19 protein-coding genes and 1 tRNA gene are annotated in these 25,659 nt (G+C 69.1%); 11 read left to right on the top strand and 9 right to left on the bottom strand.

Features of this window, described 5'->3' with window-relative positions; translation table 11 throughout:
- Positions 1-96: 96 nt before the first annotated feature.
- Positions 97-2,667: an ABC transporter permease gene (locus tag OID54_RS15930; protein ID WP_329020082.1), complete on the bottom strand. Its 2,571-nt coding sequence runs from the start codon at positions 2,665-2,667 to the stop codon at positions 97-99.
- Entirely contained in the window at positions 2,664-3,452 is a 789-nt protein-coding gene (locus OID54_RS15935) for an ABC transporter ATP-binding protein (protein ID WP_329020085.1), read from the bottom strand. Before OID54_RS15935 ends, OID54_RS15930 begins: the two co-directional genes overlap by 4 nt.
- Positions 3,453-3,841: 389 nt before the next feature.
- Here OID54_RS15935 and OID54_RS15940 point away from each other — a divergent pair, with 389 nt between their 5' ends.
- Positions 3,842-5,386, top strand: coding sequence for an MFS transporter (locus tag OID54_RS15940; protein WP_329020088.1), 1,545 nt, complete (start codon positions 3,842-3,844; stop codon positions 5,384-5,386).
- Between the two features lie 25 nt (positions 5,387-5,411).
- Here the strand turns inward: OID54_RS15940 and OID54_RS15945 are convergent, their stop codons facing one another.
- The 4 genes from OID54_RS15945 to OID54_RS15960 all read right to left on the bottom strand — a co-directional run bounded on the left by OID54_RS15945 (position 5,412) and on the right by OID54_RS15960 (position 11,301).
- Positions 5,412-6,323 (bottom strand): AraC family transcriptional regulator, encoded by a 912-nt coding sequence (locus tag OID54_RS15945; RefSeq protein ID WP_329027541.1) that lies wholly within the window; start codon positions 6,321-6,323, stop codon positions 5,412-5,414.
- 247 nt (positions 6,324-6,570) lie between these two features.
- The gene (locus tag OID54_RS15950) at positions 6,571-7,458 is read right to left on the bottom strand and encodes a cellulose-binding protein (RefSeq protein ID WP_329020091.1); all 888 of its coding nucleotides are present in this window, start codon (positions 7,456-7,458) and stop codon (positions 6,571-6,573) included.
- Between the two features lie 233 nt (positions 7,459-7,691).
- A complete protein-coding gene (locus OID54_RS15955) occupies positions 7,692-10,259 on the bottom strand; it encodes an SUKH-4 family immunity protein (protein ID WP_329020094.1) in 2,568 nt (855 codons plus the stop codon).
- Positions 10,260-10,266: 7 nt separating this feature from the next.
- Entirely contained in the window at positions 10,267-11,301 is a 1,035-nt protein-coding gene (locus OID54_RS15960) for an SMI1/KNR4 family protein (RefSeq protein ID WP_329020097.1), read from the bottom strand.
- Between the two features lie 231 nt (positions 11,302-11,532).
- Between OID54_RS15960 and OID54_RS15965 the strand changes: the two genes are divergently transcribed.
- Together OID54_RS15965 and OID54_RS15970 are read left to right on the top strand one after the other, a co-directional pair.
- Positions 11,533-12,048: a YwqJ-related putative deaminase gene (locus OID54_RS15965; RefSeq protein WP_329020099.1), complete on the top strand. Its 516-nt coding sequence runs from the start codon at positions 11,533-11,535 to the stop codon at positions 12,046-12,048.
- A 10-nt stretch (positions 12,049-12,058) separates the two neighbouring features.
- A complete protein-coding gene (locus OID54_RS15970) occupies positions 12,059-12,550 on the top strand; it encodes an SUKH-3 domain-containing protein (RefSeq protein WP_329020102.1) in 492 nt (163 codons plus the stop codon).
- Positions 12,551-13,424: 874 nt separating this feature from the next.
- Here the strand turns inward: OID54_RS15970 and OID54_RS15975 are convergent.
- Entirely contained in the window at positions 13,425-14,741 is a 1,317-nt protein-coding gene (locus OID54_RS15975) for a sensor histidine kinase (RefSeq protein WP_329020105.1), read from the bottom strand.
- A gap of 205 nt (positions 14,742-14,946) precedes the next feature.
- On the opposite strand from OID54_RS15975, the gene OID54_RS15980 reads away from it, so the two are divergent.
- From OID54_RS15980 to OID54_RS16005, 6 genes are all read left to right on the top strand, one after another.
- Positions 14,947-15,017 (top strand) — tRNA-Gln (locus OID54_RS15980).
- A 109-nt stretch (positions 15,018-15,126) separates the two neighbouring features.
- Positions 15,127-16,575: a bifunctional UDP-N-acetylglucosamine diphosphorylase/glucosamine-1-phosphate N-acetyltransferase GlmU gene (gene glmU, locus OID54_RS15985; protein ID WP_329020108.1), complete on the top strand. Its 1,449-nt coding sequence runs from the start codon at positions 15,127-15,129 to the stop codon at positions 16,573-16,575.
- 113 nt (positions 16,576-16,688) lie between these two features.
- A complete protein-coding gene (locus tag OID54_RS15990; RefSeq protein WP_329020111.1) occupies positions 16,689-17,666 on the top strand; it encodes a ribose-phosphate diphosphokinase in 978 nt (325 codons plus the stop codon).
- Between the two features lie 293 nt (positions 17,667-17,959).
- A complete protein-coding gene (locus OID54_RS15995; RefSeq protein WP_329020115.1) occupies positions 17,960-18,559 on the top strand; it encodes a 50S ribosomal protein L25/general stress protein Ctc in 600 nt (199 codons plus the stop codon).
- Positions 18,560-18,639: 80 nt separating this feature from the next.
- The gene (gene pth, locus OID54_RS16000; protein WP_329020119.1) at positions 18,640-19,236 is read left to right on the top strand and encodes an aminoacyl-tRNA hydrolase; all 597 of its coding nucleotides are present in this window, start codon (positions 18,640-18,642) and stop codon (positions 19,234-19,236) included.
- Between the two features lie 66 nt (positions 19,237-19,302).
- Positions 19,303-19,773, top strand: a complete 471-nt coding sequence (locus OID54_RS16005; protein ID WP_329020122.1) for a hypothetical protein — start codon at positions 19,303-19,305, stop codon at positions 19,771-19,773.
- A gap of 87 nt (positions 19,774-19,860) precedes the next feature.
- Here OID54_RS16005 and ppc read toward each other — a convergent pair whose 3' ends face one another.
- A complete protein-coding gene (gene ppc / locus OID54_RS16010) occupies positions 19,861-22,590 on the bottom strand; it encodes a phosphoenolpyruvate carboxylase (protein WP_329020124.1) in 2,730 nt (909 codons plus the stop codon).
- 216 nt (positions 22,591-22,806) lie between these two features.
- Here ppc and OID54_RS16015 point away from each other — a divergent pair, with 216 nt between their 5' ends.
- Together OID54_RS16015 and OID54_RS16020 are read left to right on the top strand one after the other, a co-directional pair.
- Positions 22,807-23,796, top strand: a complete 990-nt coding sequence (locus tag OID54_RS16015) for an acyl-CoA desaturase (protein WP_329020128.1) — start codon at positions 22,807-22,809, stop codon at positions 23,794-23,796.
- Positions 23,796-24,476: a TetR/AcrR family transcriptional regulator gene (locus tag OID54_RS16020; protein ID WP_329027543.1), complete on the top strand. Its 681-nt coding sequence runs from the start codon at positions 23,796-23,798 to the stop codon at positions 24,474-24,476. Before OID54_RS16015 ends, OID54_RS16020 begins: the two co-directional genes overlap by 1 nt.
- Positions 24,477-24,652: 176 nt before the next feature.
- On the opposite strand, the gene OID54_RS16025 is transcribed toward OID54_RS16020, so the two are convergent.
- On the bottom strand, positions 24,653-25,531 hold the full coding sequence (locus OID54_RS16025; protein ID WP_329020132.1) for a trans-aconitate 2-methyltransferase: 879 nt from the start codon (positions 25,529-25,531) through the stop codon (positions 24,653-24,655).
- Positions 25,532-25,659: the final 128 nt, after the last annotated feature.

Raw genomic sequence — 25,659 nt, forward strand, 5'->3', positions numbered from 1 at the left:
CCGGTGCGGGCACAACGCACGGCCCCGGGGTGCGGTTCCTCCGCGCACCCCGGGGCCGTCCCCCGTTACCGCAGCCCCGGAGGGCTTCCCGTCGCCCTATTCGGTGGCGATGGCGTTCAGTACGTTCATCCGGCCGGCCCGGAAGGCCGGGACCAGGGCGGCGATCAGTCCGACGAACGCCGAGGCCACGAAGACCGTCAGGATCGTCGACCAGGGGATCTCCAGGACCTTCAGGCCCTCCAGCGCCAGCAGTTGCTGTGCCGCGGCTCCCCAGCCCATGCCCAGACCGAGGCCGAGCAGTGCGCCGAAGAGGGCGATCACCACCGACTCCAGCCTGATCATGCGGCGCAGTTGGCGGCGCGAGAGGCCGATGGCCCGCATCAGACCGATCTCACGGGTCCGCTCGACCACGGACAGGGCGAGCGTGTTCACCACACCCAGCACCGCGACGATGATCGCGAGGGCGAGCAGTCCGTAGATGATGTCGAGCAGTTGCCCGATCTGGTCCTGGAGGGTCTTCTTGTAGTCGCTCTGGTCCTGCACCTTGTACTGGGGGTACGGCTCCAGCGAGGTCTTGAGGGCGGCGAGCGCCTCCTTCTCCTTGCCGTCCTCGGCCGATGCGAGCAGCATCAGGTTCTGCGGCCTCTTGTCGGCCGGGACGTACTGCTCCAGGGTCGCCGTGCTGATGTACTTCACGCCCTGGTCGAGGCTGGTGTCGTCCGCGGTGACGGCGGCGACCTTGAGCCGTGCGGTGTCGCCACCGGGGAACTCGACGGTGAGCGTGTCGCCCAGCTTCACCTTGTGCTTGGCCGCGTACTCGTCACCGACGGAGATCCCGCCCTTGCGGTAGGCGGCGGCGAGGTCGCCTTCCACGGTCTTGCGGCGCAGGTCGGTGGGGTAGGTCGGGTCCGCCGCGACGACGGTCTCCTTGGCGGTCTTCCCGTCGGGTCCCGTGACCTTGGCCGACACGTCCTTGTACTGGGTGATGTGGTCGACGTGCGGTGCCTTCTTCATGGCTTCGTACGCCTGGGGCACGATCGGCTGACCGGTGTTGGTGCGGACGATGAAGTCAGCTCCGACCGACTTGTCGAGCTCTTCGGTGGCCGATGCGACCATGGACGATCCGACGACGGACAGGCACGCCACGAGGGCGAGGCCGATCATCAGGGCCGCGCCGGTGGCACCCGTACGGCGTGGGTTGCGCAGTGCGTTGCGTTCGGCCATGCGGCCGACCGGTCCGAAGAAGCGCAGGACGACCGCGCTGATCGCCCGTACCAGGACCGCCGCGAGCAGCGGGCCGATGACGATGAAGCCGATGAGCGTGAGCACCACACCGAGGCCGAGGAACAGCGAGCCGTCGGCGGCCTCGTCGACCTGGGTGGTGACGGCGAGTGCCGCTGCGCCGGCGCCGGTCAGTAGCAGACCGATCGCGGCCCTGATCCAGCTGGACCGGGCGTCGACGGGGGTGCCGGCGTCCCGCAGGGCTGCCATCGGCGAGACCTTGCCGGCGCGGCGGGCCGGGATGTACGCGGCGAGGACGGTGACGATCACACCGAGGGCGAGCCCGACGACGGGTGTGGTGATCTTGACGGTCAGATCGTCGGTGGACAGGTTCATGCCCATGCTGCCCATGAGCTCCATCAGACCGACCGCGATGCCGACTCCCGCAGCGACACCGAGGATGGATCCGACGATGCCGAGGAAGAGCGCCTCGATCAACACGGAGCGGTTGACCTGCTTGCGGCTGGATCCGATGGCCCGCATCAGACCGATCTCACGGGTCCGCTGGGCGACCAGCATCGAGAAGGTGTTGACGATGAGGAAGATGCCGACGAGGAAGGCGATTCCGGCGAAGCCGAGCATCGCGTACTTCATGACGTTCAGGAACTCGCCGATTTCCTCGCGGCCTTCGTCGGACGATTCCTTGGCGGTCTTGATGTCGTAGTCGGCGCCGAGCAGGCCGGCGATGTCCTTCTTGAGCTGCGTATTGCTCACGCCGTCGGCCGCTTCGGCGGTGACGTAGGTGAACGGGCCCTCCGCGCCGAGCAACTCGCGCTGGGCGGTGGGAGTGTCGAAGAAGAACAGCGCCGCACCCGGGTTGGTGACCTTGAAGGAGGCGAGGCCGACGACCTTGGTGGTGAAGTCACCGACGGCGCTGATGGTGCGGACCTCATCGCCGATGGCGAGATCGTGCTTGTCGGCCGTCTGGACGTCGACCAGCACCTCGGTGGGTCCGCGCGGGGCCCGTCCGGAGGAGATCTCCATGGCGCGGAGGTCGTTCTTCGTCCAGTTGCCGGCGATGGTCGGGGCTCCGCCGCTGGCGCCGATGTCCTTGTTCTTGGAGTTGACGACGGTGACGCCGTCGGTGGAGATCGCGCCTTCCGCGTACTTCACTCCCGGGGCCGATGCGACCTTCGCCAGGACGGAGGCGGGCAGGGTCTCGGGCTTTCCGGACTGCCGGACCTCGTCCTCGTCCTTCTCGCGCGGACTGACGTTGACGTCGGATGCGGTGACGGCGAAGAGCTTGTCGAAGGTGGTGTTCATGGTGTCGGTGAAGACGAGCGTCCCCGACACGAAGGCGACGGACAGCATGACCGCTATCGCGGAGAGGGCCATGCGCCCCTTGTGCGCGAAGAAGTTGCGCCGGGAAGTCTTGAGTACGCTCACGAGGTACGCCCCCGGGCGTCGAAGTCCTTCATGCGGTCCAGTACGGCGTCGGCGGTGGGACGGAACATCTCGTCCACTATCCGGCCGTCCGCCAGAAAGATGACCCGGTCCGAGTAGGACGCGGCGACGGGGTCATGGGTGACGATCACGATGGTCTGGCCCAGTTCGTCGACCGAGCGGCGCAGGAAGCTGAGTACTTCGGCGCCCGCCCGGGAGTCGAGGTTGCCGGTGGGTTCGTCACCGAAGATGATCTCCGGCTGGGCGGCGAGCGCCCGGGCGACGGCGACGCGCTGCTGCTGCCCGCCGGAGAGTTGGGTGGGCCGGTGCTTGAGCCGCTCGGAGAGGCCGACAGTTTCGACGACCCGGTTGAGCCAGGCGGTGTCCGGCTTGCGGCCCGCTATGTCCATGGGGAGCGTGATGTTCTCCAGGGCATTGAGCGTGGGCAGCAGGTTGAACGCCTGGAAGATGAAGCCGATCCGGTCCCGACGGAGCTGGGTGAGCTTCTTGTCCTTCATCCCGGTGATCTCGGTGTCGTTGAGATAGATGTTGCCCGAGGTGACGGTGTCGAGGCCGGCGAGGCAGTGCATCAGCGTGGACTTGCCCGAGCCGGACGGTCCCATGATCGCGGTGAACTGTCCGCTGGCGATGTCGACGTCGACGTGGTCGAGGGCGACCACGCGGGTCTCGCCGGAGCCGTACGCCTTGACGACCTGCCGACCGCGTGCGGCGACGGCCGTACGCCCTCCGGTGCCCCCGTGGCGGGGAGTGGTAACAGCCGTTGTCACTTTGTGTCTCCTATGTCGCTTGGTTCAGGTGTCGCCGCGCTACGGGAATGAGTCTGTCGGCGAAAGTCGTCCGGCGCGCTGGGGCGGGGCGCAGTCTTGAGCGGGGGGTTTTCCCCACCCCCGACCGCGCTCCCAACTCCCCGGCGCCGTAGGAATCAAGGTAGGCAACGAGCCCCACCCGCCTCGTCGTCCCGGGGTACCAACGTTCCGCCGCGCGACGTAGGGAGGAGCCCCTAGGGGACCTCCACCCCCGGATGGAGAAGACCCCCGCCCCGACGGGTCCGCCGGGACGAGAGATGCGCCTCAGTGGGAGCCTGCACCCTCCCCTTGCGTGAACCTCAAGTGAGAAGGTGTCTCCGGCAAAAAGATGTACACCGAAAGGATTTCGGGTGCGAGAGAGACCGAAGCTGTCCAAGGCGGGCAGGCGGCCCCCCGCACCCGATCAACCGCGCGGGCGACGACCTCTGGTCGCGGCACTCATGATGAGCACCGCGCTCGCCGCGCTGGAGGGCACCATCGTGTCCACCGCCGTGCCCCAGATCGTCGGAGACCTCGGCGGCTTCTCCCTCTTCTCCTGGATCTTCTCGGGCTATCTGCTCGCCCTCACCGTCACCATCCCCATCTACGGCAAGCTCTCCGACACCCTCGGGCGCAAGCCCGTGCTGATCGCGGGCATCGTCATCTACCTCGTGGGCACGATCCTGTGCGCCTCCGCCTGGAGCATGGCGTCACTGATCGCCTTCCGGATCGTCCAGGGCCTGGGCGGTGGCGCCATCCAGGGCACCGTGCAGACGATCGCGGCGGACCTCTACCCACTGAAGGAACGGCCGAAGATCCAGGCCAGGCTCTCCACGGTCTGGGCGACATCGGCGATCGCAGGACCGGCGATCGGCGGACTGCTGGCCACCTACACCCACTGGCGTTGGATCTTCCTGGTCAATCTCCCCATCGGACTGATCGCGCTCTGGCTGATCCATCGCCATCTGCACGAACCGTCCCGTACGAGGACGACCCCCCGCCCGGCCATCGACTGGCAGGGCGCACTGCTCGTCTTCGGTGCTGGCTCCTGTCTGCTCATCGCCATCGTCCAGGGAGGCATCGCCTGGCCCTGGCTCTCCACGACCTCGGTGGCCCTGCTCTCCGCGGGCGCCCTGTGCATCGCGCTCACGGTCGTCGTGGAACGGCGCGCCGCCGATCCGATCCTCCCCGGCTGGGTGTGGCGCCGACGCACCATCGCCGCCGCCAACCTCGCACTGGGAGCACTGGGGCTCGTCATGATCGCCCCCATCGTCTTCCTGCCGACCTACGCCCAGGCCGTCCTGGGCCTCGGACCGGTCGCCGCGGGTTTCGTCCTCTCCGTGATGACGATCAGCTGGCCGACAGCCGCCGCCTTCTCCAGCCATCTCTACAACCGCATCGGGATCCGCAGGACCGCCATGATCGGTATCGGGCTCGCCTCGCTGATCCTGGCGGTCTTCCCCCTCCTCCCCTACCCGGGCTCCCCCTGGCAGCCCGCCCTGCTGATGCTGCTCCTCGGCGGGGCGCTCGGCTTCTTCCAACTACCGCTGGTCGTCGGCGTACAGGCCACCGTCGGCTGGTCGGAACGCGGCACGGCCACGGCTTCCGTCTTCTTCTACCGCCAGATAGGGCAGAGCGTGGGAGCGGCCCTGTTCGGCGCGGTGGCCAACGGCGTACTGACTTCCCGACTCGGCGGCGCCGGCGATCTCGACTCGGTCTCCACCGCCCTGGAGAATCCGGACTCCCTCACCGCCGACGCCCTGGAACGGCTCCGGCGCGCGGTGGACGCCGCCGTGGACCACGTCTACATCGGCGCCGCCATGGCAGCCGCACTCGCCCTGTTGGCCCTGCTGTTCATCGCCCCGCGCCGGTTCCCGGTGTTCGACGAGACCGAAGCGCAGGAAGACCCCGTCTGACGGCACCACGGGATCACTCCACCGCTCAGACCACGGTCCGCTCCACGGGTATCCACAACTCCGCGTCCGCCTGCGCCGCGTCCTGTGACAGCCGGGTCCGCAGGATCTCGGGACCCGGCCGGCTCCGATACGGATTGGACGGGAACCACTGGGTGAACACATCCCGCCACAGGTACTGGAGCGCCTGCGGAAACGGTCCGGAGTTCTCGAAGACTGCCCAGGTCCCGGCCGGAACGGTGAGTACGTCCATTTCCTCGGGGGACTCAGGGCTGTCGGGGCTGTCGGGGCTGTCGGGGCTGTCGGGGGCCGGGACGCTCGTCACCACACCGTGGTAGTAGTCGAGTTCGGTGCCCTCGGCGCGACTGTCGTCGAGATCGTCGCTCACCGAGACGATCCCCTCCGGCTCCTGATCGGACAGGCTTGCGATCCGCTGCAAGGTCTCCGGAGCGAGGCCCCGGATGAAGGCGACGATGGCCGGATTCATCCCCTCGTGCACGAGGGGGACCCGCGCCTTCTTGCCGACCACCCGGAACTCCTCCTTCTCCACGATTCTGTACCGCATGCTGCTACTCCCTTCGACGATGAGGCGGAAGGACATCCGGGGCTGGGACTGAAGACTCGCACCGGCCCGCCTGGCCTCACCGGGGCCGACGCCGTGCATCGCACGGAACGCACGCGCGAACGCCTCGCCCGAGGTGTAGCCATAGCGCACCGCGACCTCCAGCAGCGTCCGCTCCCCGGCCAGCACTTCGGCGCCCGCGACCGTCAGCCGTCTGCGCCGGACGTACTCCGAGAGCGGGATCCCCGCCAGCGCGGAGAACAGTCGCCGGAAGTGGTACTCCGACGTGACCGCGATCCGCGCCAGATCGGACACCTCGATCCGCTGATCGAGATGGCACTCGATGTGCTCCATCGCCTGGTTGAGCCGCTCCAGCACCCGGTCCTCCTTCCCTTTCCCCACTCACATTAGGAAGGTCGCACCCCGGCGGACCCGACATCCTGTGCCCGTTCCGGTCGGGAAGCCCCACCGGAACGCACACACAGCCGGGCACCGACCACGGGCGCCCCGATCAACTGCACACCGCCCGGAACGCACCGAACGACAAAGGGGCTGTGCAAGAACGACCTCGTTCTCGCACAGCCCGCTCGCTTCCTCGGTGGAGCAGTCGTGTCAGCCGTCCGTGTCAGCCGTCCGTGGGGGCCTTCCCCGTCAGCGCGGCCAGGCTGCTGCGCACATGCGTCATGTGGGCCTGCATCTCCTCGCGGGACTCCTCGTGCTCCCGCAGGATGCGATCCGTCTCCCGGGTGGTCCGCTCCTCCTGGACCCTGGCCTGCGAGATCAACTCGGCCGCGCGGGCGTCCGCGTCCTCCTGGTCGTGACGGGCCTTCTCCTCCGTCTCGGCCAGCGCCCGCTTCGCCTTCGCCAGGACGCTGTCCGCCAGGGTCGCCAACTCCGTGTGGCGCGCCTCGTGCTCGGCGAGGCGCGCAGTCAGTTCACGGCTGTCCGACTCCCACCGAGCCGACTGCTGGGTCTCCAGATCGGAGAGCAGGCCCTCGGCCCGCTCACGCATGTCCTGCCAACCGGCGAGGGCTTCGTCACGCAGGTCCTGCGCTTCGTCGCGCGCCTCCCGCAGCGCTTCGTCCGCGGACTTCTGGGCGGCGCGCAGCGTGCGTTCGGACTCCTCGTTGGCCTGGGCCAGCAGTCGGTCGGCCTCCTCGCGGGCCTCGCCGCGCAACCGTCGGGCCTCCGCATCCGCCGCGTCGGCCGTTGCACGGGCAGCGGCGTGCGCAGTGCCCTGTACGTCCTGCGCCTCCTCCTCGGTGAGGGCCAGCAACCGCTGGGCGCGCTCACCCATCGCCTCGTAGGTCTGGGGAGCCAGCGTCGCGACGGTCTCGCGCAGTCCGGCCGCCTCCGCCTCCATCTCCTTGGCGAGTACGGTCAGCCGAGCCGCGCGCTCCCATGCCTCGTCCCGGTCCTGGGACAGGGCGTCGACGTGGGCGTCGGCCTGTTCCATCCGGTAGCCACGGCGTACGACGGCGAAGCCATGAGGCGACACTGATGCGGCACTCATCCTTCAAGCCCCTTCCGCGATTTTGCACATATCATCCCGGATTCCGGTAAAGCGCCGAGAAAGCGACACTCCACCTGTCCATATCGGTCTAAGGATGCGCTACCCGCCCAAAGAAAAACCCAAGGGGCGTCCGATCCATCAGAACGGATCGGACGCCCGGGGCACGGCGTGGCAGGACTTGGCCGGGTCTGACAGATCCCGTCCGGCCGGCGACGCTATTCGTCAGACACGTCCTAGAGCAAACCGTCCCACATCTGCTCCAGCAGTACCGACCACCAGTTCTCGGGCGATGCCAGCGCGGCCGGGTCCAGGGCCGCCAGTTGTGCCTGGAAGTCGACGGTCCAGCGGCCTGCCTGCTCCGGGTTGAGGCCGTAGCGGAAGCGCCACATACGGCCGAGCAGAGCCATGCAGCGGACGAACTCAGGAAGCCCGCTGTTGACGAACTGGGGCGCCGTCGGCTGCCCCCCGGGGCCGGCCTCCACGGGTACGGCCACGATGTGCGCGGTGCCGTACTGGACGCAGATCGCCCGGCCGAAGTCGCTGCCCACCACCAGATAGGAACCCGCGTCCATGGCGGCCTGCACCTGGCGCTGGGCGGCGAGCTCCGCCAGGGTCGGCACCACCGGATGCGCCGGCTGTGCCCAGAAGAAGGGGTTGAAGTCGCCCGGCAGCCCCGCCCACACCAGGGTCGCCGCCACGACCTCCGGCACCCCCTGACGCGAGACGGCACGCTGGTCGAAGCGGCAGATGCCCTGGGGCCCGAACGCGCCCACCAACTCCTGCGCCACCGCCTGCGGGGGCACCGCGGGGGCGGGCTGGACGTGCTGGAGCGGCGCCCGCACCGGAGCGGGCCGAGCGGGACCGTCGGCCACCTGGTGCAGCTCGCCCTGGTGCGTCAACAGTTGTTGCATGCCCTGCTGTCGACCGGCGTGGTCCCGGCCGTAGGGGGCGATGTTGGTGATCCGGGCCTGGGGCCAGGTCTCCTTGATCATCCGAGCGCAGTAGCCACCCGGGAGCTGGCAGGACTCCAACTCGGTGTGGAGTTCCAGCACCTGCTGCGGCGGCACGTTGAGCGCCCGCAGCTCGTGCAGGATCTGCCACTCGGGATGCGGCGTACCGGGAGCCGAGCGGCGGATCAGCTGGGCTTCGGAACCGTCGGGCGCCCGGTAGCGCAGTACGGCCTGGTAGCCGGGGCCGACGGTCGGCACGCCGGGCGGCTGCTGCGGATAGCCGTACGGAGCGGGTCCATTGCCCGGGAGGGAACCCGGCGGCGGTCCCGGGGGGCCGGGCGGCGGGGGTGCACCGGGGCCGCCGAAGCCGGGCTGGCTCGGATCGGCGAGCATCGTCGCGGCGTGGTGCACCCCGCCGGGCGGCGGATTCGCGCCAGGCGGCGGTCCCGGGGGACCGGGCGGTGCCGGAGGGCCGGGCCGGGCCGACTGCTCCGAGGGGAGTTGCGGTGTCAGCTGCGTCGGCAGATAGCCGTTGGCGGGAATGCCGGGGGCAGCCGGGGTGGAGCCGGGTGCGGGCGGCGGGCCGGGGGGCGGAGGCGGGCCCTGGACACCGGGGGGCGGGCCCGGGGGCGGCGGGGTGGCCGGGCCGCCACTGCGCGAGGAGCGCGAGGGCGGTCGGGCCTTGCTCGTCGCGGCATTCGCTATGTCTGCGGCACCACCGACCGGTGGCCGAAGCCCACCGGTCGACTCCTGCCTCAGCGTCTGAGGCAACTGGCTGCCGCCGGACATCAGCGCGGTGGGAGCGTCCGGACCGACGCCGGAAGGAGGAGTGCCGTCGTCGTCCACACCGGCGATGGGCGGCGCGAAGACCGTGTCGGGCAGGGGTACGGAGACGTCGTCGGTGTTCACGGAACTGGTGTCGGTCCAGGACCTGCCGTGGGACGGGGTCCGCTCCTGCTCCCCCGCGTCGGCGCCGGCCAGCCATACGGTGCCGCCCTGCGGCGCGTTGCCGCCCTGCGAGCGGTCGGCTCCCATCGGGCGGGCGCCCGCTCCGGCAGCACCGGCAGACGGGCCGTCGTCCGCCCGTGGCAGGGGTACCGACCCGCCCTGGCTGCTCTCCCCCACGGCAGGGGCGGGCGTGTCCTGCGGTCCCCGCGAGGGCGGGACCGAAGGTGCGGGATCGACCACTGGCGCAGGCTCAACGACGGGCGCGGGGACGGGCGCCGACGGTCGGACGTAGGAGATCGGAGCACGGGGGGTGGCACCGATCGGCGCGTCCGTCGGCACGAAGACCGCCCCCGAACCGCCAGCCGCTCCGGCGCTGTCCCCACCCCCGGCAGGCGCAGCCCCGGGGTCCTGCTGACTACTCAGTTGACCGTTTTGCCCATTGCTCTGCTGGCTGTCTTGCCGGCTGTCCTGCTGGCTGATCCCGGCACCCTGCGACGGGGCGGCGCCCCCGGCCGCGGGCTGCCCCCCTGACGTCCCCAGCCGATCGGCAGCGTCCTGGAGCCACTCGGGCGGAGTGAGCAGGAAGGAGGTCTGATTGAGATCGATCCGCTGGGGCGGCGGAGTGTCCGCGACGGCCTGGGCCCGGGAGCCGTACTCCTCCTCGTACCGCCTGATCACCTCACCGATCGGCAGTCCCGGCCAGAGCGTCGCCTCTCCGCTGTCCCGCGCGATCACCAGACGCTGGTGCCCCCCGTCGGGGGTGGCCACGTCCTCGCGGTCCTGGGCCCAGGCGACGAAGCCCAACTCGAATTCACGGACCAGCACCTCACGGTGCTGGTACACGGGCATGTCGCCGTTGACCCACTCTTCCGCACGCTCCTGCGCCTGCGCGAAGGTCACCATCGGAGCGTCACTCCCCGTCCGGGTTCGGGACGACGTACGCGAAACCGCCGTCCACCATCAGATTGGCCACGGTCTCCAACTCGGGCGGACTGCCGGCGAGCCGCTTCAGGAAACCGTCAAAGTCGGCACCGCAGGGCAACAACAGTCGCTCGACCCGGTCCTGGATGTGCCATCCGTTCTGGTCCCGCGCGTCGTCGTACGCGCAGAACCACACGGAACCGGTCTGCGGCCCCCTGGCCTTCACGGCCAGGATGCCGCCCTGGACGAAGCCGACGCCCAGGAAGTCCTTGGTCAGATGGTCACGCAGACACTTGTTGACGTACACCAGATCGTTGGCGGCGGCCTCGTCGCGAACGGTGAAGAAGGGCTGGTCCACCAGCAGGCCGAGTTCCGCATCGAGCGCGACACCCACCGGGGCACAGCCGCCGGCGGCCTTCAGGAAGGAGCGGTACGCACCCGGCAACCGGTATCCGAGCTCCTCCTCCACACCGAGGATCTGCTGCTCGGTGACGGACAGGTCGCCCTTGGGGAGCCCGAAGTGAGCGGGCCTGGTCTCCTGGAGCGGGCGGGTGCCCCGCTTGTGGTGATCGACGGCGGTGGTGGCCAATCCGCCGTGGTGGCGCAGCAGCGCCTTCACCTCGACGGGAATCAGCTGCAGCCGCCGCGTGCCGCGGACGTGGTGCCAGGTCCAACCGTGCGGCGTGGCCACCGCAGGCAGGGTGTCCCACAACTGGTGGCCGCTCCCGTGGAGCGCGGCGTTCGCCGATACGTAGTCGGTGAGCCGCAGTTCGTCGATGCCGAAGCCCTGGGGCGGCTCTGCGATCTCGGCGATGGCACGGGCGTAAGGCGAGAAGTCGGGATAGCCGTCGGCGTCGATCCGCACACCGCGCGGGTGGCGGGCGGCCCGTACCGGGTCGGGGAAGTACACGATCTGACCGGCGTAGGCCGCGTTCGGCGGTGCGGCGTTCACAGGACCGTTCGGTGGCGCGACGTGCCCCTGGGGGCCGGGCGGTGCCCCCAGCCCTTGCCGACCTGTCGTCATGGCGATCTGCCCCCTGCTGGCTTCCGACTGTTCAGGACAGCCTATGCGGGTGGGCCCGGAGGCAGTACCGGTCCTCCCAGGACACCCTTCCGCCGTCACCAAACGTCACGGTCGAGTGACCGAAAGACGACGAGCGGACACGTTTCACCCACCCCGCTTCCACACCGCGCACGGCGTTTGGCAAGGTGTTCACCCAACTCGGGGGAGTGCACGGGAGGGGACAGCGACACCATGCACACAGCGCAGTCAGGTCAACCGGTCACCACAAGTGACCCTCGTCTCAGCTGGAGCAGCACCGATGAGGTGCCCGCACCGGCGTTGAACCATCGAAGGGACGGCATCCTGCCGGCTGTCGCAGCCGCGCTCTCCGTACAGGGAGAGACGCTGAAGTCCACCGCGGGCAAGGGCGATCAGCCACCTGTGCTCCACCCTCTCGTCCAGGACTTCCTGGATCGACTTCCCAGTGGCCAGCGGGAGCGCTTCACCGGCCGTTGCCCCGAGGCGATCTTGCTCTCACGCCATCTCACCACCGCCGAAGGCAAACGCTCCAAACGGGCCCGCCGCAGGCCACTTAGCCACAGCGAGGCCAAACGGGCACTCAAACAGGCGAAACTGACGGCACGCAGAATCCGGGAGGACGGTGATCCCTTGCACGGCAGCTACGCACCGCCGTGCCGCTCCTGCACGCCGATGCTCGACCACTTCGGCGTACGAGCGGTGGGCCCGTCCACGAACGAGAACGGCTGAATCCGCACCGATGTCCGATCGCCTCAGTACGACCCGGTTCCCCGTCGCCGTCGACGCCGCACTGCGCGAGTCGGGTTGGCAGCCCGGCCGCTGGGACATCAAGATCGCCGAGCAGTGGGCCGACAGCCTGCGCGCCTACGCGTCCCCGGCCGGACACCAGCACAAGGTCTTTCCCGCCGCGGTGGAGGCGTGGGCCGAGTTCGGCGGCCTCTGCATCACGGCTGCCGGCCCCGGCCGCCAGACGACCCCCCTCGCGGTACGCATCGACCCGCTCGCCGGCCTCCATCTGGCGCGCACCCTGTCCGACCTCGGGCGCGCCCTGGAAACCGAGATCTCCCCGCTGGGTGCGGAAGGGGACGACCAAGCGGTACTGGCGATCGACTCGTCGGGGCGGGTGTACAGCGTGGACCACACCGGGGACTGGTACTTGGGCGCAGACATCGACCAGGCCCTTTCCACCCTGCTCCTCGGCCTCCAACCCCAACGCCTAACCCTCACCTGACTCCCACCCCGGCGACCACTCCGCCCGGGGCTCAACCCATGGATGGGCAGGGGGCAAGCAGCACCACTCGCACCCCTGGCCGCTCCCGCCCTGAGCCCACCCCATGAACAGGGCCGGGAGTAGGCAGAGCCAGTCGCGCCACCGGGCACCAACCTGAGCTCAACCCGCGAACAGCACCAGGCGCAAGCAGAACTGGTTGCCCACTGGGCGCCCGTCCTGAGCCCGACTTCCCGACTTGTGGACGGGCTAGGGCCGGGCAGACCTGGTCGCGGCATTGGCTAGCGCCGTCCTGAGCCCACCCCATGGCCAGGGCCAGGGCCGGGCAGACCTGGTTGCGCCACTCGGCACCTGCCCTGAGCCCGACTTCCCACCCCATGGACGAGCGTGGGGCAAGCAAGACCTGGTTGCGGTGTTGGGTAGCGCCGTCCTGAGCTCGACTTGTGGATGGGCCGGGGGCAGGCAGAGCCAGTTGCGGCACTGGGGGCGCGCAGGGGGTGTCCCCGGAAGCGTCGGCGGCTTCAGAGCCGCCACCAACGGGCCAGCCGCTGGCCGCCGGCGCTGAGGAGTCACGCCCGAAAGCACCCCCACCACCCGCACCCCACCCAAACCCCAGCCGGACCACCCAAAGCCCCGCCCCCCAAGGCCAAGCCCACAACACAAGCTCCACCCGCCCCACCCAGCCCGTCCGGCGCTTGAGGACGGAACCCCCCACCCCCCAGGGCCGAACTCACAGAACGGGCTCCGCCCGGAGAGAGCCAAAACCCGCAGCCCAAGCCAACCCAGCCCGTCCGGCGCTTGAGGACGGAACCCCCCGCCACCCAAGGCGGAAACCCAGGCACAGGCCCCCCGGAGAGAGCCAACCCCACCCCCAACCTCACCCCCCCGGCAACACCGCCGACACCCTAAACCCCCCCGCATCCGTCGCCCCCGACACGAACACCCCGCCCAACGCCTGCACCCTCTCCCGCATCCCCACCAGCCCGTTCCCTCCGCTCGGCAGGTCCGCACCCCCCGTACCCCCCGCGCCCGAGGTGTCCGGGGCCCCGTTCTCCACCTGCATGGCCACCTCGGCGTCCCGGTGAGCGATGCGCACCCGCACCTTGGCGCCCGCCGCATGCTTGTGGACGTTGGTGAGGGCTTCCTGGATCACGCGGTACGCGGTCTGCTCCACCTCGGGCGCGTACTCCCTCACCTCGCCCTGCACCAGCAGTTCCACCACCATGCCCGCCTGCCTTGACTGGCCGACGAGCGCGTCCACCTCGGTGAGGGAGGGGCCGACCTCTGCGGCTGCCGCCGCGGCGGCAGCCGCTGCCGCGCCGACCGCGGCCAGCGGCACGGAAGCCGTCCCGCGCTGCTCTCCTTCGCCCGTGCGCAGCACCCCGAGCATCTCCCGGAGCTCGGTCAGTGCCTGTCGACCCATGTCCCCCACGAGCGCGGCGTTCTTCACGGCCTTCTGCGGGTCCTTCAGTGCCACGGCCTGGAGCGCGGCGGCGTGGACGACCATCAGGCTCACCCGGTGGGCGACGACGTCGTGCATCTCACGGGCGATGCGGGTGCGTTCCTCGGTGCGTGCCCACTGCGCGCGCTCCTCGGCCCGGTCGGCGAGGAGGGAGAGTTCCTGTTCCAGGCTGTCGGCACGTTCCCGCAGGCTTTCCATCAGCCGGCGTCTGGCTCCTATGTAGAGGCCGAAGAGCACCGGGGGAAGGGTGACGCCGATGGCGATGAAGCCGGACATCAGCGGGACGTACCAGACGCCCGGGTCGTCGAGGTCCGATGCGGCGACGTCCTGGCCGACCCGGACGAAGCTCACGATCAGTGTGCCCATCAGCGACATCCCGGTGAGGATGGCGATGATCCGCCGCGGCACTTCGGACGCGGCGAGCGTGTAGAGGCCGACGACGGACAGCAGATAGCCCATCTCGGCCGGTGTGACGGCGATGGCGAGCAGGACCACCGCGATCGGCCAGCGCCGCCGTAGGACGATCACCGATCCCGCGATCAGCCCGAACAGCACTCCGATGGGAACGGGCAGTGCGGTCCTGTCCGCAAAGGCCACCCCCTCCACAGCGCATTCCAAGGCGGAGAACAGGCCGAGCCCCACATCCAACGCAACACTGCGCCGCCGTCCCCACCACAGCCAGCCGCGGGCGGTCGTGCCCGTGGCGTCCTGGTGTGCCCCCGTTGTGGTCATGACTCCCAGCCTAAGGGCGAGGGTGTGGCTTTTCCCCGGCACTTTTACGGGGCTGGTTCCGGCCGTCGAAATCGATGTTCGTTCGAGGGCGCCACGCCCTACCGTCGCATCAAGTGCCGTTGGTACGGCATAGTAGGGGCTGCCCTATCGCGTCCGATCGCGCAAAGCTCAGCGACGAGCCAGATCGGACATAGGGGGCGATCTATCCCAGGTCGTCTAATGGCAGGACAAATGGTTTTGGTCCATTGAATGAGGGTTCGATTCCTTCCCTGGGAGCACAGAGCGGTGGGTCCCGGCCTCAAAGGTCGGGACCCACCCTTATTTTCTTGGCGAAACCCCCCGGTATCCTGCGGATGTCCACCACTCGAAGCCGAAGGGCATTTCCGTGAGCGTCAACCGCCCGGCAGCCGTCGTCGTCCTCGCAGCGGGTGAGGGCACCCGCATGAAGTCGAAGACTCCCAAGGTCCTGCACGAAATCAGTGGGCGATCCCTCGTCGGCCATGTCGTCTGCGCCGCACGCGAGCTGGAGCCAGAGCACCTGGTCGTGGTCGTCGGCCATGCGAGCGAGCAGGTCACCGGGCACCTCACCGAGCAGTACGCCGGCACCCGCACCGCCTTCCAGGCCGAGCAGAACGGCACCGGCCACGCCGTCCGCATGGCGCTCGAAGAGCTGGGCGGGGGCCTGGACGGGACCGTGGTGGTCGTCTGCGGCGACACCCCGTTGCTCTCCGGCGAGACGCTCACCGCGCTGACCTCCACCCACTCCGCCGACGGCAATGCCGTGACGGTCCTCACAGCCGCGGTCCCTGACTCGACCGGCTATGGCCGCATCGTGCGCGACGCCGCCTCGGGCGCCGTCACCGCGATCGTCGAACACAAGGACGCCACCGCCGCCCAGCGCGCGATCCAGGAGATCAACTCCGGGGTGTTCGCCTTCGACGGCCAACTCCTCGCCGATGCCCTCGGCAAGGTGCGTACGGACAACAGCCAGGGCGAGGAGTACCTCACCGACGTCCTCGGCATACTGCGCGCGGACGGGCACCGGGTCGGAGCCTCGGTGGCGACCGATCACCGCGAGATCCTCGGCATCAACAACCGCGTCCAGTTGGCCGAGGCCCGCAGGCTGCTCAACGAGCAGTTGCTGGAGCAGGCGATGCTGGCCGGGGTGACGTTCATGGACCCGGGGTCCGTACTGCTGGACGTCACCGTCACTTTTGAGCCAGACGCCATCGTGCACCCCGGAACCCAACTGTTGGGCTCCACCCATCTCGGCGAAGGCGCCGAGGTCGGACCCAACACCCGACTCAAGGACACCAAGGTCGGCAACGGCGCCCGGGTGGACAACACCGTCGCCGACTCGGCCGAGGTGGGCGACGGAGCCTCGGTCGGCCCGTTCGCCTATCTGCGCCCGGGCACCCGGTTGGGCGCGAAGTCCAAGGCAGGCACGTATGTCGAAATGAAGAGTGCCGTCATCGGCGAGGGCACCAAGGTCCCCCATCTGTCCTATGTGGGCGATGCGACCATCGGCGACTACACCAACATCGGCGCCGCGAGCGTGTTCGTCAACTACGACGGCGAGGCCAAGCACCACACGACGATCGGCTCCCACTGCAAGACGGGGTCGGACAACATGTTTGTGGCTCCCGTCACGGTCGGGGACGGCGCCTACACCGCGGCCGGCTCGGTCATCACCAAGGACGTACCAGCCGGTTCGCTGGCCGTCGCCCGCGGCCAGCAGCGGAATATCGAGGGTTGGGTGGCCCGCAAGCGCCCCGGCAGCGCGGCTGCGCAGGCCGCCGCAGCGGCCACGGATCGAGCCATTGACGAGAACTGACCGGAAACAGCTGCGCCGAACTCGGCGTACCGTGATACGTGCACACAAATTCGGCTGGCTCGCGACTGGCGAATACACCGCGGCCAGAGAACACCCTCTGAGGAGACAGTGCTGTGACCGGGATCAAGACGACCGGCGAGAAGAAACTGATGCTCTTCTCCGGCCGCGCCCACCCCGAGCTGGCCGAGGAAGTCGCACATCAACTGGGTGTCAGCCTGGTGCCGACCAAGGCCTTCGACTTCGCCAACGGCGAGATCTACGTACGTTTCCAGGAGTCGGCGCGCGGCGCCGACTGTTTCTTGATGCAGAGCCACACGGCCCCCATCAACAAGTGGATCATGGAACAGCTGATCATGATCGATGCTCTGAAGCGGGCCTCCGCCCGGAGCATCACCGTGATCGTCCCGTTCTACGGCTACGCCCGGCAGGACAAGAAGCACCGCGGCCGTGAGCCGATCTCCGCCCGTCTGGTCGCCGACTTGATGAAGACGGCCGGCGCGGACCGGATCCTCACCGTGGACCTCCACACCGACCAGATCCAGGGCTTCTTCGACGGTCCGGTCGACCATCTGTTCGCGTTGCCGCTCCTCGCGGACTACGTGGCCGCCAAGGTGGACCCGTCCAAGCTCACCGTGGTCTCCCCCGACGCAGGTCGCGTCCGGGTGGCCGACCGCTGGTGCGACCGCCTCGGTGCGCCCCTGGCCATCGTGCACAAGCGCCGTGACAAGGATGTCGCCAACGAGGTGACCGTCCACGAGGTCGTCGGCAACGTCAAGGGCCGGGTCTGCATCCTGGTCGACGACATGATCGACACCGGTGGCACGATCTGCGCCGCCGCCGACGCCCTGTTCGCCAACGGCGCCGAAGATGTGATCGTGACCGCCACCCACGGAGTGCTCTCCGGTCCCGCCGCGGACCGGCTGAAGAACTCGAAGGTGAGCGAGTTCGTCTTCACGAACACCCTGCCCGACCCGCTGGACCTGGAGCTGGACAAGATCACGGTCCTGTCCATGGCCCCGACGATCGCCCGCGCGGTGCGTGAGGTCTTCGAGGACGGCTCGGTGACCAGCCTCTTCGACGAGCAGGCATAGTCATGGCGCAGGGCCCGTACCCCGCTCCGGGGTACGGGCCCTGCGCCATATCCAGCCGCTCCCCCGACCACCCCGACCGCCTCTGACCAGCTATAGCCAGCTCCAGCACACCTCCACAGCACAGGCCCGCAGTGATCAATTGGGTGCTGGGGGTCGGCTTGCGTAGACTGTGCGAGTTGCTCGGCGAGGGAGGCTGCGTCTTCGGACGCGGCGGTCCGTTATCGACGCGCTCTTCGTAGCAGGCCAGTCGTGGCCGGGTGACCCCAGTTCTCTCACCACTACGAGGAGTGCATATGTCCGAGGTCAAGATCGCCGCTGAGCTCCGCACCGAGTTCGGCAAGGGCGCCGCCCGTCGCACCCGCCGCGCCAACAAGGTGCCCGGTGTCCTCTACGGCCACGGCACCGACCCGGTCCACATCTCCCTCCCGGGCCACGAACTGCTGCTCGCCCTCCGCACCTCGAACGTCCTGCTCGCGCTGGACATCGAAGGCCGCAACGCTGAGCTCGCGATCCCGAAGGCCGTGCAGCGCGACCCGCTGAAGGGCCACCTGGAGCACGTTGACCTGATTCTGGTCAAGCGCGGCGAGAAGGTCACCGTCGAGATCCCCGTCCTGACCGAGGGCGACCTGGCCCCGGGCAACTTCCTCGTGGAGAACGTCCTCAACACCCTCACCGTCGAGGCCGAGGCCACCCACATCCCCGAGTCCGTCACGGTCTCCATCGCGGGCCTTGAGGCTGGCGCCGCCATCCACGCCAAGGACATCACCCTGCCCAAGGGCACGACCCTGGCCATCGACGAGGACGCCGTCGTCATCCAGATCCTCTCCGCTCAGGCCGAGGAGCCCGCTGCGGACAGCGAGTCCGGCGAGGACGCGGGCAACTCCGAGGCGTGAGTCTGCGCCGCTTTCTCTTCAGCCGCCGCCCGGGCCCTTCGGCCCGGGCGGCGGCTGGTCGTCCGGATGGAGACGGTCAGATGACGACAGAGGCGAACGCCCCCTGGTTGATCGTGGGGCTCGGCAACCCCGGCCCCGGCTACGCGGCCAACCGCCACAACATCGGTTTCATGGTCGCCGACCTCCTCGCGGAACGCGTGGGAGGGAAGTTCAAGCGCGCCCAGAAGGCGCAGGCCCAGGTCGTCGAGGGCCGCATCGGACCTCCGGGAGACGCCGGACGCCGGGTCGTGCTGGCCAAGCCCATGTCGTACATGAACCTCTCCGGCGGCCCGGTGGTCTCCCTGCGCGACTTCTACAAGGTGCCCACCGCTCGAATCGTGGCCATCCATGATGAGTTGGACATCGACTACGGCGTGCTGCGGCTGAAACTGGGCGGCGGGGACAACGGACACAACGGTCTGAAGTCGATGACCAAGACCATGGGACCGGACTACCACCGCCTGCGGTTCGGGATCGGGCGCCCGCCCGGCCGGATGCAGGTCGCCGACTTCGTGCTCAAGGACTTCTCCGGTGCGGAGCGCAAGGAACTCGACTACTTCGTCGACCGCGCGGCCGACGCGGTGGAGTGTCTGGTGATCGAGGGCCTGGAGCGCGCACAGAGTACGTATAACTCCTGAAAAGTCAGCCAGCAGTTCAGGCCAAAGGTTGACCGAGTGCGGTCGGATGGCCAAGGATCGCGCCCCATGAAGCGGAGTTCTTCGCACCGCGCGCTGACGTACGGACGGTACTTCCTGATGTCGGTGGTCGCGCTGGTGCTCCTGGTGGCTGGAGTCTGGTCGTCCTGGGAGACGGCACAGCACGTCATCCTCTCCAAGGGGCGGGAGCACGGCACGATCACCATCGCGGGCTGTGGCGAGGAGACGTGCACCGGCTCGTACGACCCCGACGGCACCGCCGCTCCGCGCACCGGGATGACGATCGAGAAGTCCGTGGCCGTGCAGAAGGGCGAGAAGCTACCGGTGGTGGTGAAGCCCGGTACGGCCGAAGTGGTGCGGGCGGGCACGGGTGGCCTCTTCCACGCCTGGATGCCGCTGGGCGGCGCGCTGGTGCTCGGTGCCCTCGTCATCGGCGGCGGGTTGGGGCTCACCCGATGTGCATGGGCCTCTGCGGCCCTGGGCGGTGCGGTACTCGCCGGCGCCTTCCTGACCATCTAGCGCTGCCGACCCGCCCGACAGACCCCCGAAAACACCGCTGCCCGGTGCGCTGACGGCGCACCGGGCAGCGGGTGTTGGGACGGGGTGTCAGCCCGTGTTTCGCAGTCCGGCCGCAACTCCGTTGACCGTCAGCAGCAACGCACGCGCCAACAACGGGTCCGGCTCCTCACCCCGCGCCACCGCACCGCGCTGGCGGGCGAGCAGCGAGACCTGGAGGTAGGAGATCGGGTCCAGATAGGCATCGCGGATCGCGAAGGTCTGCTGGAGCACCGGGTTGGAGTCGAGCAACGTCGTCCCCCCGGTCACCTTCAGGACCTCACTGACCGTCAGCTCGTGTTCGGCCACAATCGTTTCGAAGACGTGCTTGAGGTCGTCCGGCACGAGGGTGTCCACGTAGTGACGGGCGATCCGCAGATCGGTCTTGGCGAGCGTCATCTCCACGTTGGCGATGAAGTTGCGGAAGAAGTGCCAGCGCTCGTGCATCTCGGTGAGGACCGTGTCGAGCCCGGCCTCCCGTACCGCCTTGAGCCCCGATCCGACGCCGAACCAGCCGGGCACGATCTGCCGGGACTGGGTCCAGCCGAAGACCCACGGGATCGCCCGCAGCCCGTCGAGACCGGCGCCCGAGTCGGGGCGGCGGGACGGCCGGGAACCGAGGTGCAGGTCCGCCAACTGGTCCACCGGGGTGGAGGCGAAGAAGTACGCGGGCAGATCCGGGTCGTCGACCAGCTTCCGGTAGGTCGAGTGCGCGGCGTCGGACACCGTGTCCATCGCCGCGTCCCACCGGGCCAGCGCCTCGTCGGACTGGCGCGGTGCCGTGTGCAGGGCGGACGCCTGAAGGGTGGCGGCGACCGTCAGTTCCAGGTTCTCCCTGGCCAGCGACGGGATCAGATACTTGTCGGAGATGACCTCGCCCTGCTCGGTCACCTTGATCTCGCCCTCCAGCGTGCCCCACGGCTGCGAGAGGATCGCGTCGTGCGAGGGGCCGCCGCCACGGCCGACCGTGCCACCGCGGCCGTGGAAGAGGCGCAGCCGCACACCGTGGCGGTGGGCGACGTCGCGCAGTCGTCGCTGGGCCCGGTGGATCTCCCACTGCGAGGTGGTGATGCCGCCGAACTTCGACGAGTCGGAGTAGCCGAGCATCACTTCCTGCACATCGCCGCGCAGGGAGACCAGCCGACGGTACGAGGGGTCGGCGAGCATCCCGTCGAGGATGACGTCGGCGGCCCGGAGTTCGTCCGTGGTCTCCAGCAGGGGCACAATCCCGATCTTCGCCCAGCCGGCGTGGAGGTCGATCAGCCCGGCCTCGCGGGCGAGGACCGCCGCGGCGAAGACATCGTCCGCGCCCTGGCACATCGAGATGATGTACGACTCGATGACCTCGGGTCCGAACCGCTCGAACGCCTCCTTGACGGTGAGGAACACCCCCAGCGTCTTCTCTCCCGCCGCGTCCAGGGGCGCGGGGGACGGTGCCAGCGGCCGGCGCGAGCGCAGCTCCTTGGCGAGCAGCTTCTCGCGGTGCTCGCGGGGCATGTCCGCGTACCGCCAGGACTCCTCGCCGAGCCGGTCGAAGAGCTGGCCGAGGGCGTGGTGGTGGGCGTCCGCGTGCTCGCGGACATCCATGGTGGCGAGCTGGAGCCCGAAGGCCGAGAGCGTACGGATCGTACGGTCCATGTGGCCCTCGGCGAACAGTCCACCGCGGTGCTCGCGCAGCGAGGTCTGGATGAGGGTGAGATCGCTGATCAGCTCGGCGGTGCCGAGGTAGTCGCGGCCCGGCTCGTGCGGGATGCCCTTGGCGAGGCGCTCGCGGGTGTTGACGAGCTTCTGCTGGATGCAGGTGGCCTTGAGTCGGTACGGCTCCTCGGCGTTGAGGCGCTTGTACCGGGGGCTGATCTCCGGCAGTCGTTCCAGATCGGCCTGGAGCGAGCTGAGCAACTCCTCCGTGGCACCGGTGTAGCGGATGGAGTTGGAGAGCAGTCCGCGCAGGGAGTCGATCAGCGCCAGGGCGTCGGTGATGCCGTGCTCGTGCTGGAGGATCAGCACCTCACGGGTGACGGCGGGGGTGACGTTGGGGTTGCCGTCGCGGTCACCGCCGATCCAGGTGCCGAAGGTCAGCGGACGGGTGTCGGCGGGCAGTTCGACGCCGATGCGCTCCAGCTCGGCGGCGAGGTCCTCAAGGACGTCGCCGACGGCGTTCGCGTGCAGCTCGTCGAGGTAGTAGATGGCGTTGCGCGCCTCGTCGGCGGGCTCGGGCCGCACCACGCGCAGCTCGTCGGTCTGCCAGATGAGGTCGATGTTCTCGGCGAGGCGCAGGTCGGAGCGGCGCAGGTCGTCCTGGCCGACGCGGGCCTCCAGCAGCTCCGCGATGCGGCGGAGCTTGTTCAGCACCGAGCGCCGGGCGGCCTCGGTGGGGTGCGCGGTGAACACCGGTCGCACATTGAGGTTCTTGACGGCCTCGCGCAGGTGGTCCGGGTCGGCGTCCTTGAGCCGGTCGGCGGTACGGGCCAGCAGACTGCCCTCGGCCGCCCGCCGCTCGCGCATCTCGTGGCCGCGGTGCACCTGCTCGGTGACGTTGGCCAGGTGGAAGTAGGTGGAGAACGCGCGCACCAGCTTGGCCGCGGTCTCAAGGTCGGTATCGCCCAGCAGCTGCGCCGCCGCCTCACCGTCGCTGCGGGTCAGGGCGCGGACCTGTTCGACGAGGTCGAGCAGATCGGAACCTTCCTGGCGAACGATGGTCTCGCCGAGGAGGTCGCCCAGTCGGCGGATGTCGGCACGGAGTTCGGCACTGGCCGTGGGGGTCTGGTCGGCACTGCTCACAGGTGCGGCTCCTTGCAGTGTTTAAGCACGTCTGGAGGGGTACTGGAGGCTGCGGACCGCGCTGTCCGACGAGACCTAAGGATAGGCGCCCACCCTTTGACGTTATCCACAGGGCCCTTGCCGCGGAGCTACGCACTGACATACTTACGTTGCCGTAGGTTACGCATCCGTAGCCACGCCCCGGTCTTCACCTCTCTCACCCCCCAGGGGACCTTCATGACGACAAGCCCCGATGTGCTCGGCGACGCCCAGAAACAGGACGTCGAGGGCCTTCCATCCGCCACCCTCGGTGGAGACAGCAAGGGTTCCATCGAACAGATCGCCCTGCTGCTGTTCATCGTGGTTCCGTTCCTGGCGCTGGTCGCGGCCGTGCCGCTGGCCTGGGGCTGGGGCGTGAGCTGGTTGGACCTGGGTTTGATGACGGCGATGTACTTCCTCGGTTGCCACGGGATCACCATCGGCTTCCACCGGTACTTCACCCACGGCTCCTTCAAGGCGAAGCGCCCGCTGCGCATCGCGCTCGCCATCGCGGGGTCGATGGCGGTGGAGGGCCCGCTGGTGCGCTGGGTGGCCGATCACCGCAAGCACCACAAATTCTCGGACGCCGAGGGCGACCCCCACTCGCCGTGGCGGTTCGGGGAGACGGTTCCCGCCCTTATGAAGGGGCTGTGGTGGGCGCACATTGGCTGGATGTTCGACGAGGAACGGACCCCGCAGGACAAGTACGCCCCGGACCTGATCAAGGACCCGGCGATCCGCCGGATCTCCCGTGACTTCATCTGGTGGACGATCCTCTCGCTCGCAATCCCGCCGATCGTGGGCGGTCTGGTGACGATGTCCTGGTGGGGGGCGTTCACGGCCTTCTTCTGGGGTTCCCTGGTCCGGGTGGCGCTCCTGCACCACGTGACCTGGTCGATCAATTCGATCTGCCATGCGGTCGGCAAGCGCCCGTTCAAGTCCCGGGACCGTTCGGGCAACGTCTGGTGGCTGGCGGTGCTTTCCTGCGGTGAGTCCTGGCACAACCTGCACCACGCGGACCCGACGAGCGCGCGGCACGGGGTGCTGAAGGGCCAGGTGGACTCCAGCGCCCGGCTGATCCGCTGGTTCGAGCAGTTCGGCTGGGCCTCCGACGTCCGCTGGCCCAGCGAGTCCCGTATCGATGCCAAGCGCAAGAGCGATCCCGTTCCGAGCACTGACACGGCATGATGGAGGACGTGGCGACCGAAGGCAGCAGTAGTGGTACGGACAAGGCCCGCGCAGGACGGCGGGCGCGCCGGGTGCGGATGACCGGCGCGGAGCGTCGGGAACAACTGCTGGACATCGGTCGCACCCTGTTCGCCGACAAGGGCTTCGAGGGCACGTCGGTTGAGGAGATCGCCGCCAAGGCCGGGGTCTCCAAGCCGGTGGTGTACGAGCACTTCGGCGGCAAGGAGGGGCTGTACGCGGTGGTGGTGGATCGCGAGATGCGCCAGTTGCTGGAGGGGGTCACGGGCGCTCTGACGGCCGGCCACCCGCGTGAGCTGCTGGAGCAGGCGGCCTTCGCCCTGCTCGACTACATCGAGCGCTACACGGACGGTTTTCGGATTCTGGTCCGGGACTCTCCGGTGGCCCAGTCGACGGGCACCTTCGCCTCGCTCATCAGCGATATCGCCACCCAGGTCGAGGACATCCTCGGGATGGAGTTCAAGAACCGCGGCTTCGATCCCAAGCTGGCCCCGCTGTACGCCCAGGCGCTGGTGGGGATGGTCGCGCTGACCGGCCAGTGGTGGTTGGACGCGCGCCGGCCGAAGAAGGCCGAGGTGGCGGCCCATCTGGTGAATCTGGCCTGGCACGGCCTCGACGGGCTGGAACAGAAGCCCCGGCTGATAGGCCACCGCAAGAACTGACGGACGCTCGACGCACACTCGACCGCCCCGGCCGCTCACCTCATGAGCGACCGGGGCGGTGTCGTGCGGACCCCTCGAAGGGGACATCGACGCCACGGGCCGGCCCCCTCGGTGGGCGGCCGGATTGCGGGAACTCCGGACGGTTTCCCACCGAGGCGTCGCTCATATGCGTTGCATCAACCCGTGGGGGCTGCCTTCCGGGCAATGGCGAAGATCCGGCGGAAGGGGTAGACCGTGCCGTGCGCTCCCCTTGGATACGCGGTGCGCAGCAGCTCCCGGTACTCACCGATGAACTCCTCCCGCGCCTCCTCGTCGTCCGCCAGCTCGGTCAGGACCGGGCGCAGCGTGGTGCCCTTGAGCCAGTCGAGCACGGGGTCCTCGCCGGGCAGTAGCTGGGCGTAGGTGGTCTCCCAGACGTCGGCGGTGCAGCCGAGGTCCATCAGCCGGTTCAGATAGTCGGTGGGTTCCAGTACGGCGGCGCGCTCACGCGCTCCGGCGAGGCGCTGGTGCCAGCGCGGTGCGGTGAGGAGGTCGGCGAGCAGGGTGTGGCTCGGGGCGGCGAAGTTGCCCGGGGCCTGGAAGGCGAAGGTGCCGCCCGGGGTGAGGCCGTCGATCCAGCGGCCGAAGGAGGCGGCGTGGTCGGGCACCCAGTGCAGGAGCGCGTTCGAGACGATCAGGGCGTACGACGCCGGTCGGGGCGTCCAGTCCTGGGCGTCGCCGGGGCGGAAGTCGAGGTGTCCGCCGCCGCGGGTGGGGCCCGCGTGGTCGCGTTCGGCCGCGGCGAGCATCTCGGGGGAGTTGTCGAAGCCGGTGATCCGGGCGGTGGGCCAGCGGTCGGCGAGCAGTGCGGTGACATTGCCGGCGCCGCAACCGAGGTCGGCGATCCGGATCGGATGCACTGCGCCGGCCTCGCCGCCCGTGCCGCCCTGGCCCGGCAGATCGGGGATGCGGGCGAGGAGGTCCAGGAACGGGCGGGTGCGGTGACCGGAGTGGCGCAGATACTGCTGCGGGTCCCAGGTCGCCGGTGCGGATGGGACCGTTGGTTCGCTGGTCATGGTGAGTTCCTTGCTGGGGCGTACGGGGACGGACGGCGGGAGCGGGTTTCGCCGACGGCGTCATCGTCCAGCAGGGAATATCTTGACGTCAAGAGACTTCATGTCGACAGACCCTCTACACTGATCTT

The organism is Streptomyces sp. NBC_00690 (assembly GCF_036226685.1).
Taxonomy (GTDB): domain Bacteria; phylum Actinomycetota; class Actinomycetes; order Streptomycetales; family Streptomycetaceae; genus Streptomyces.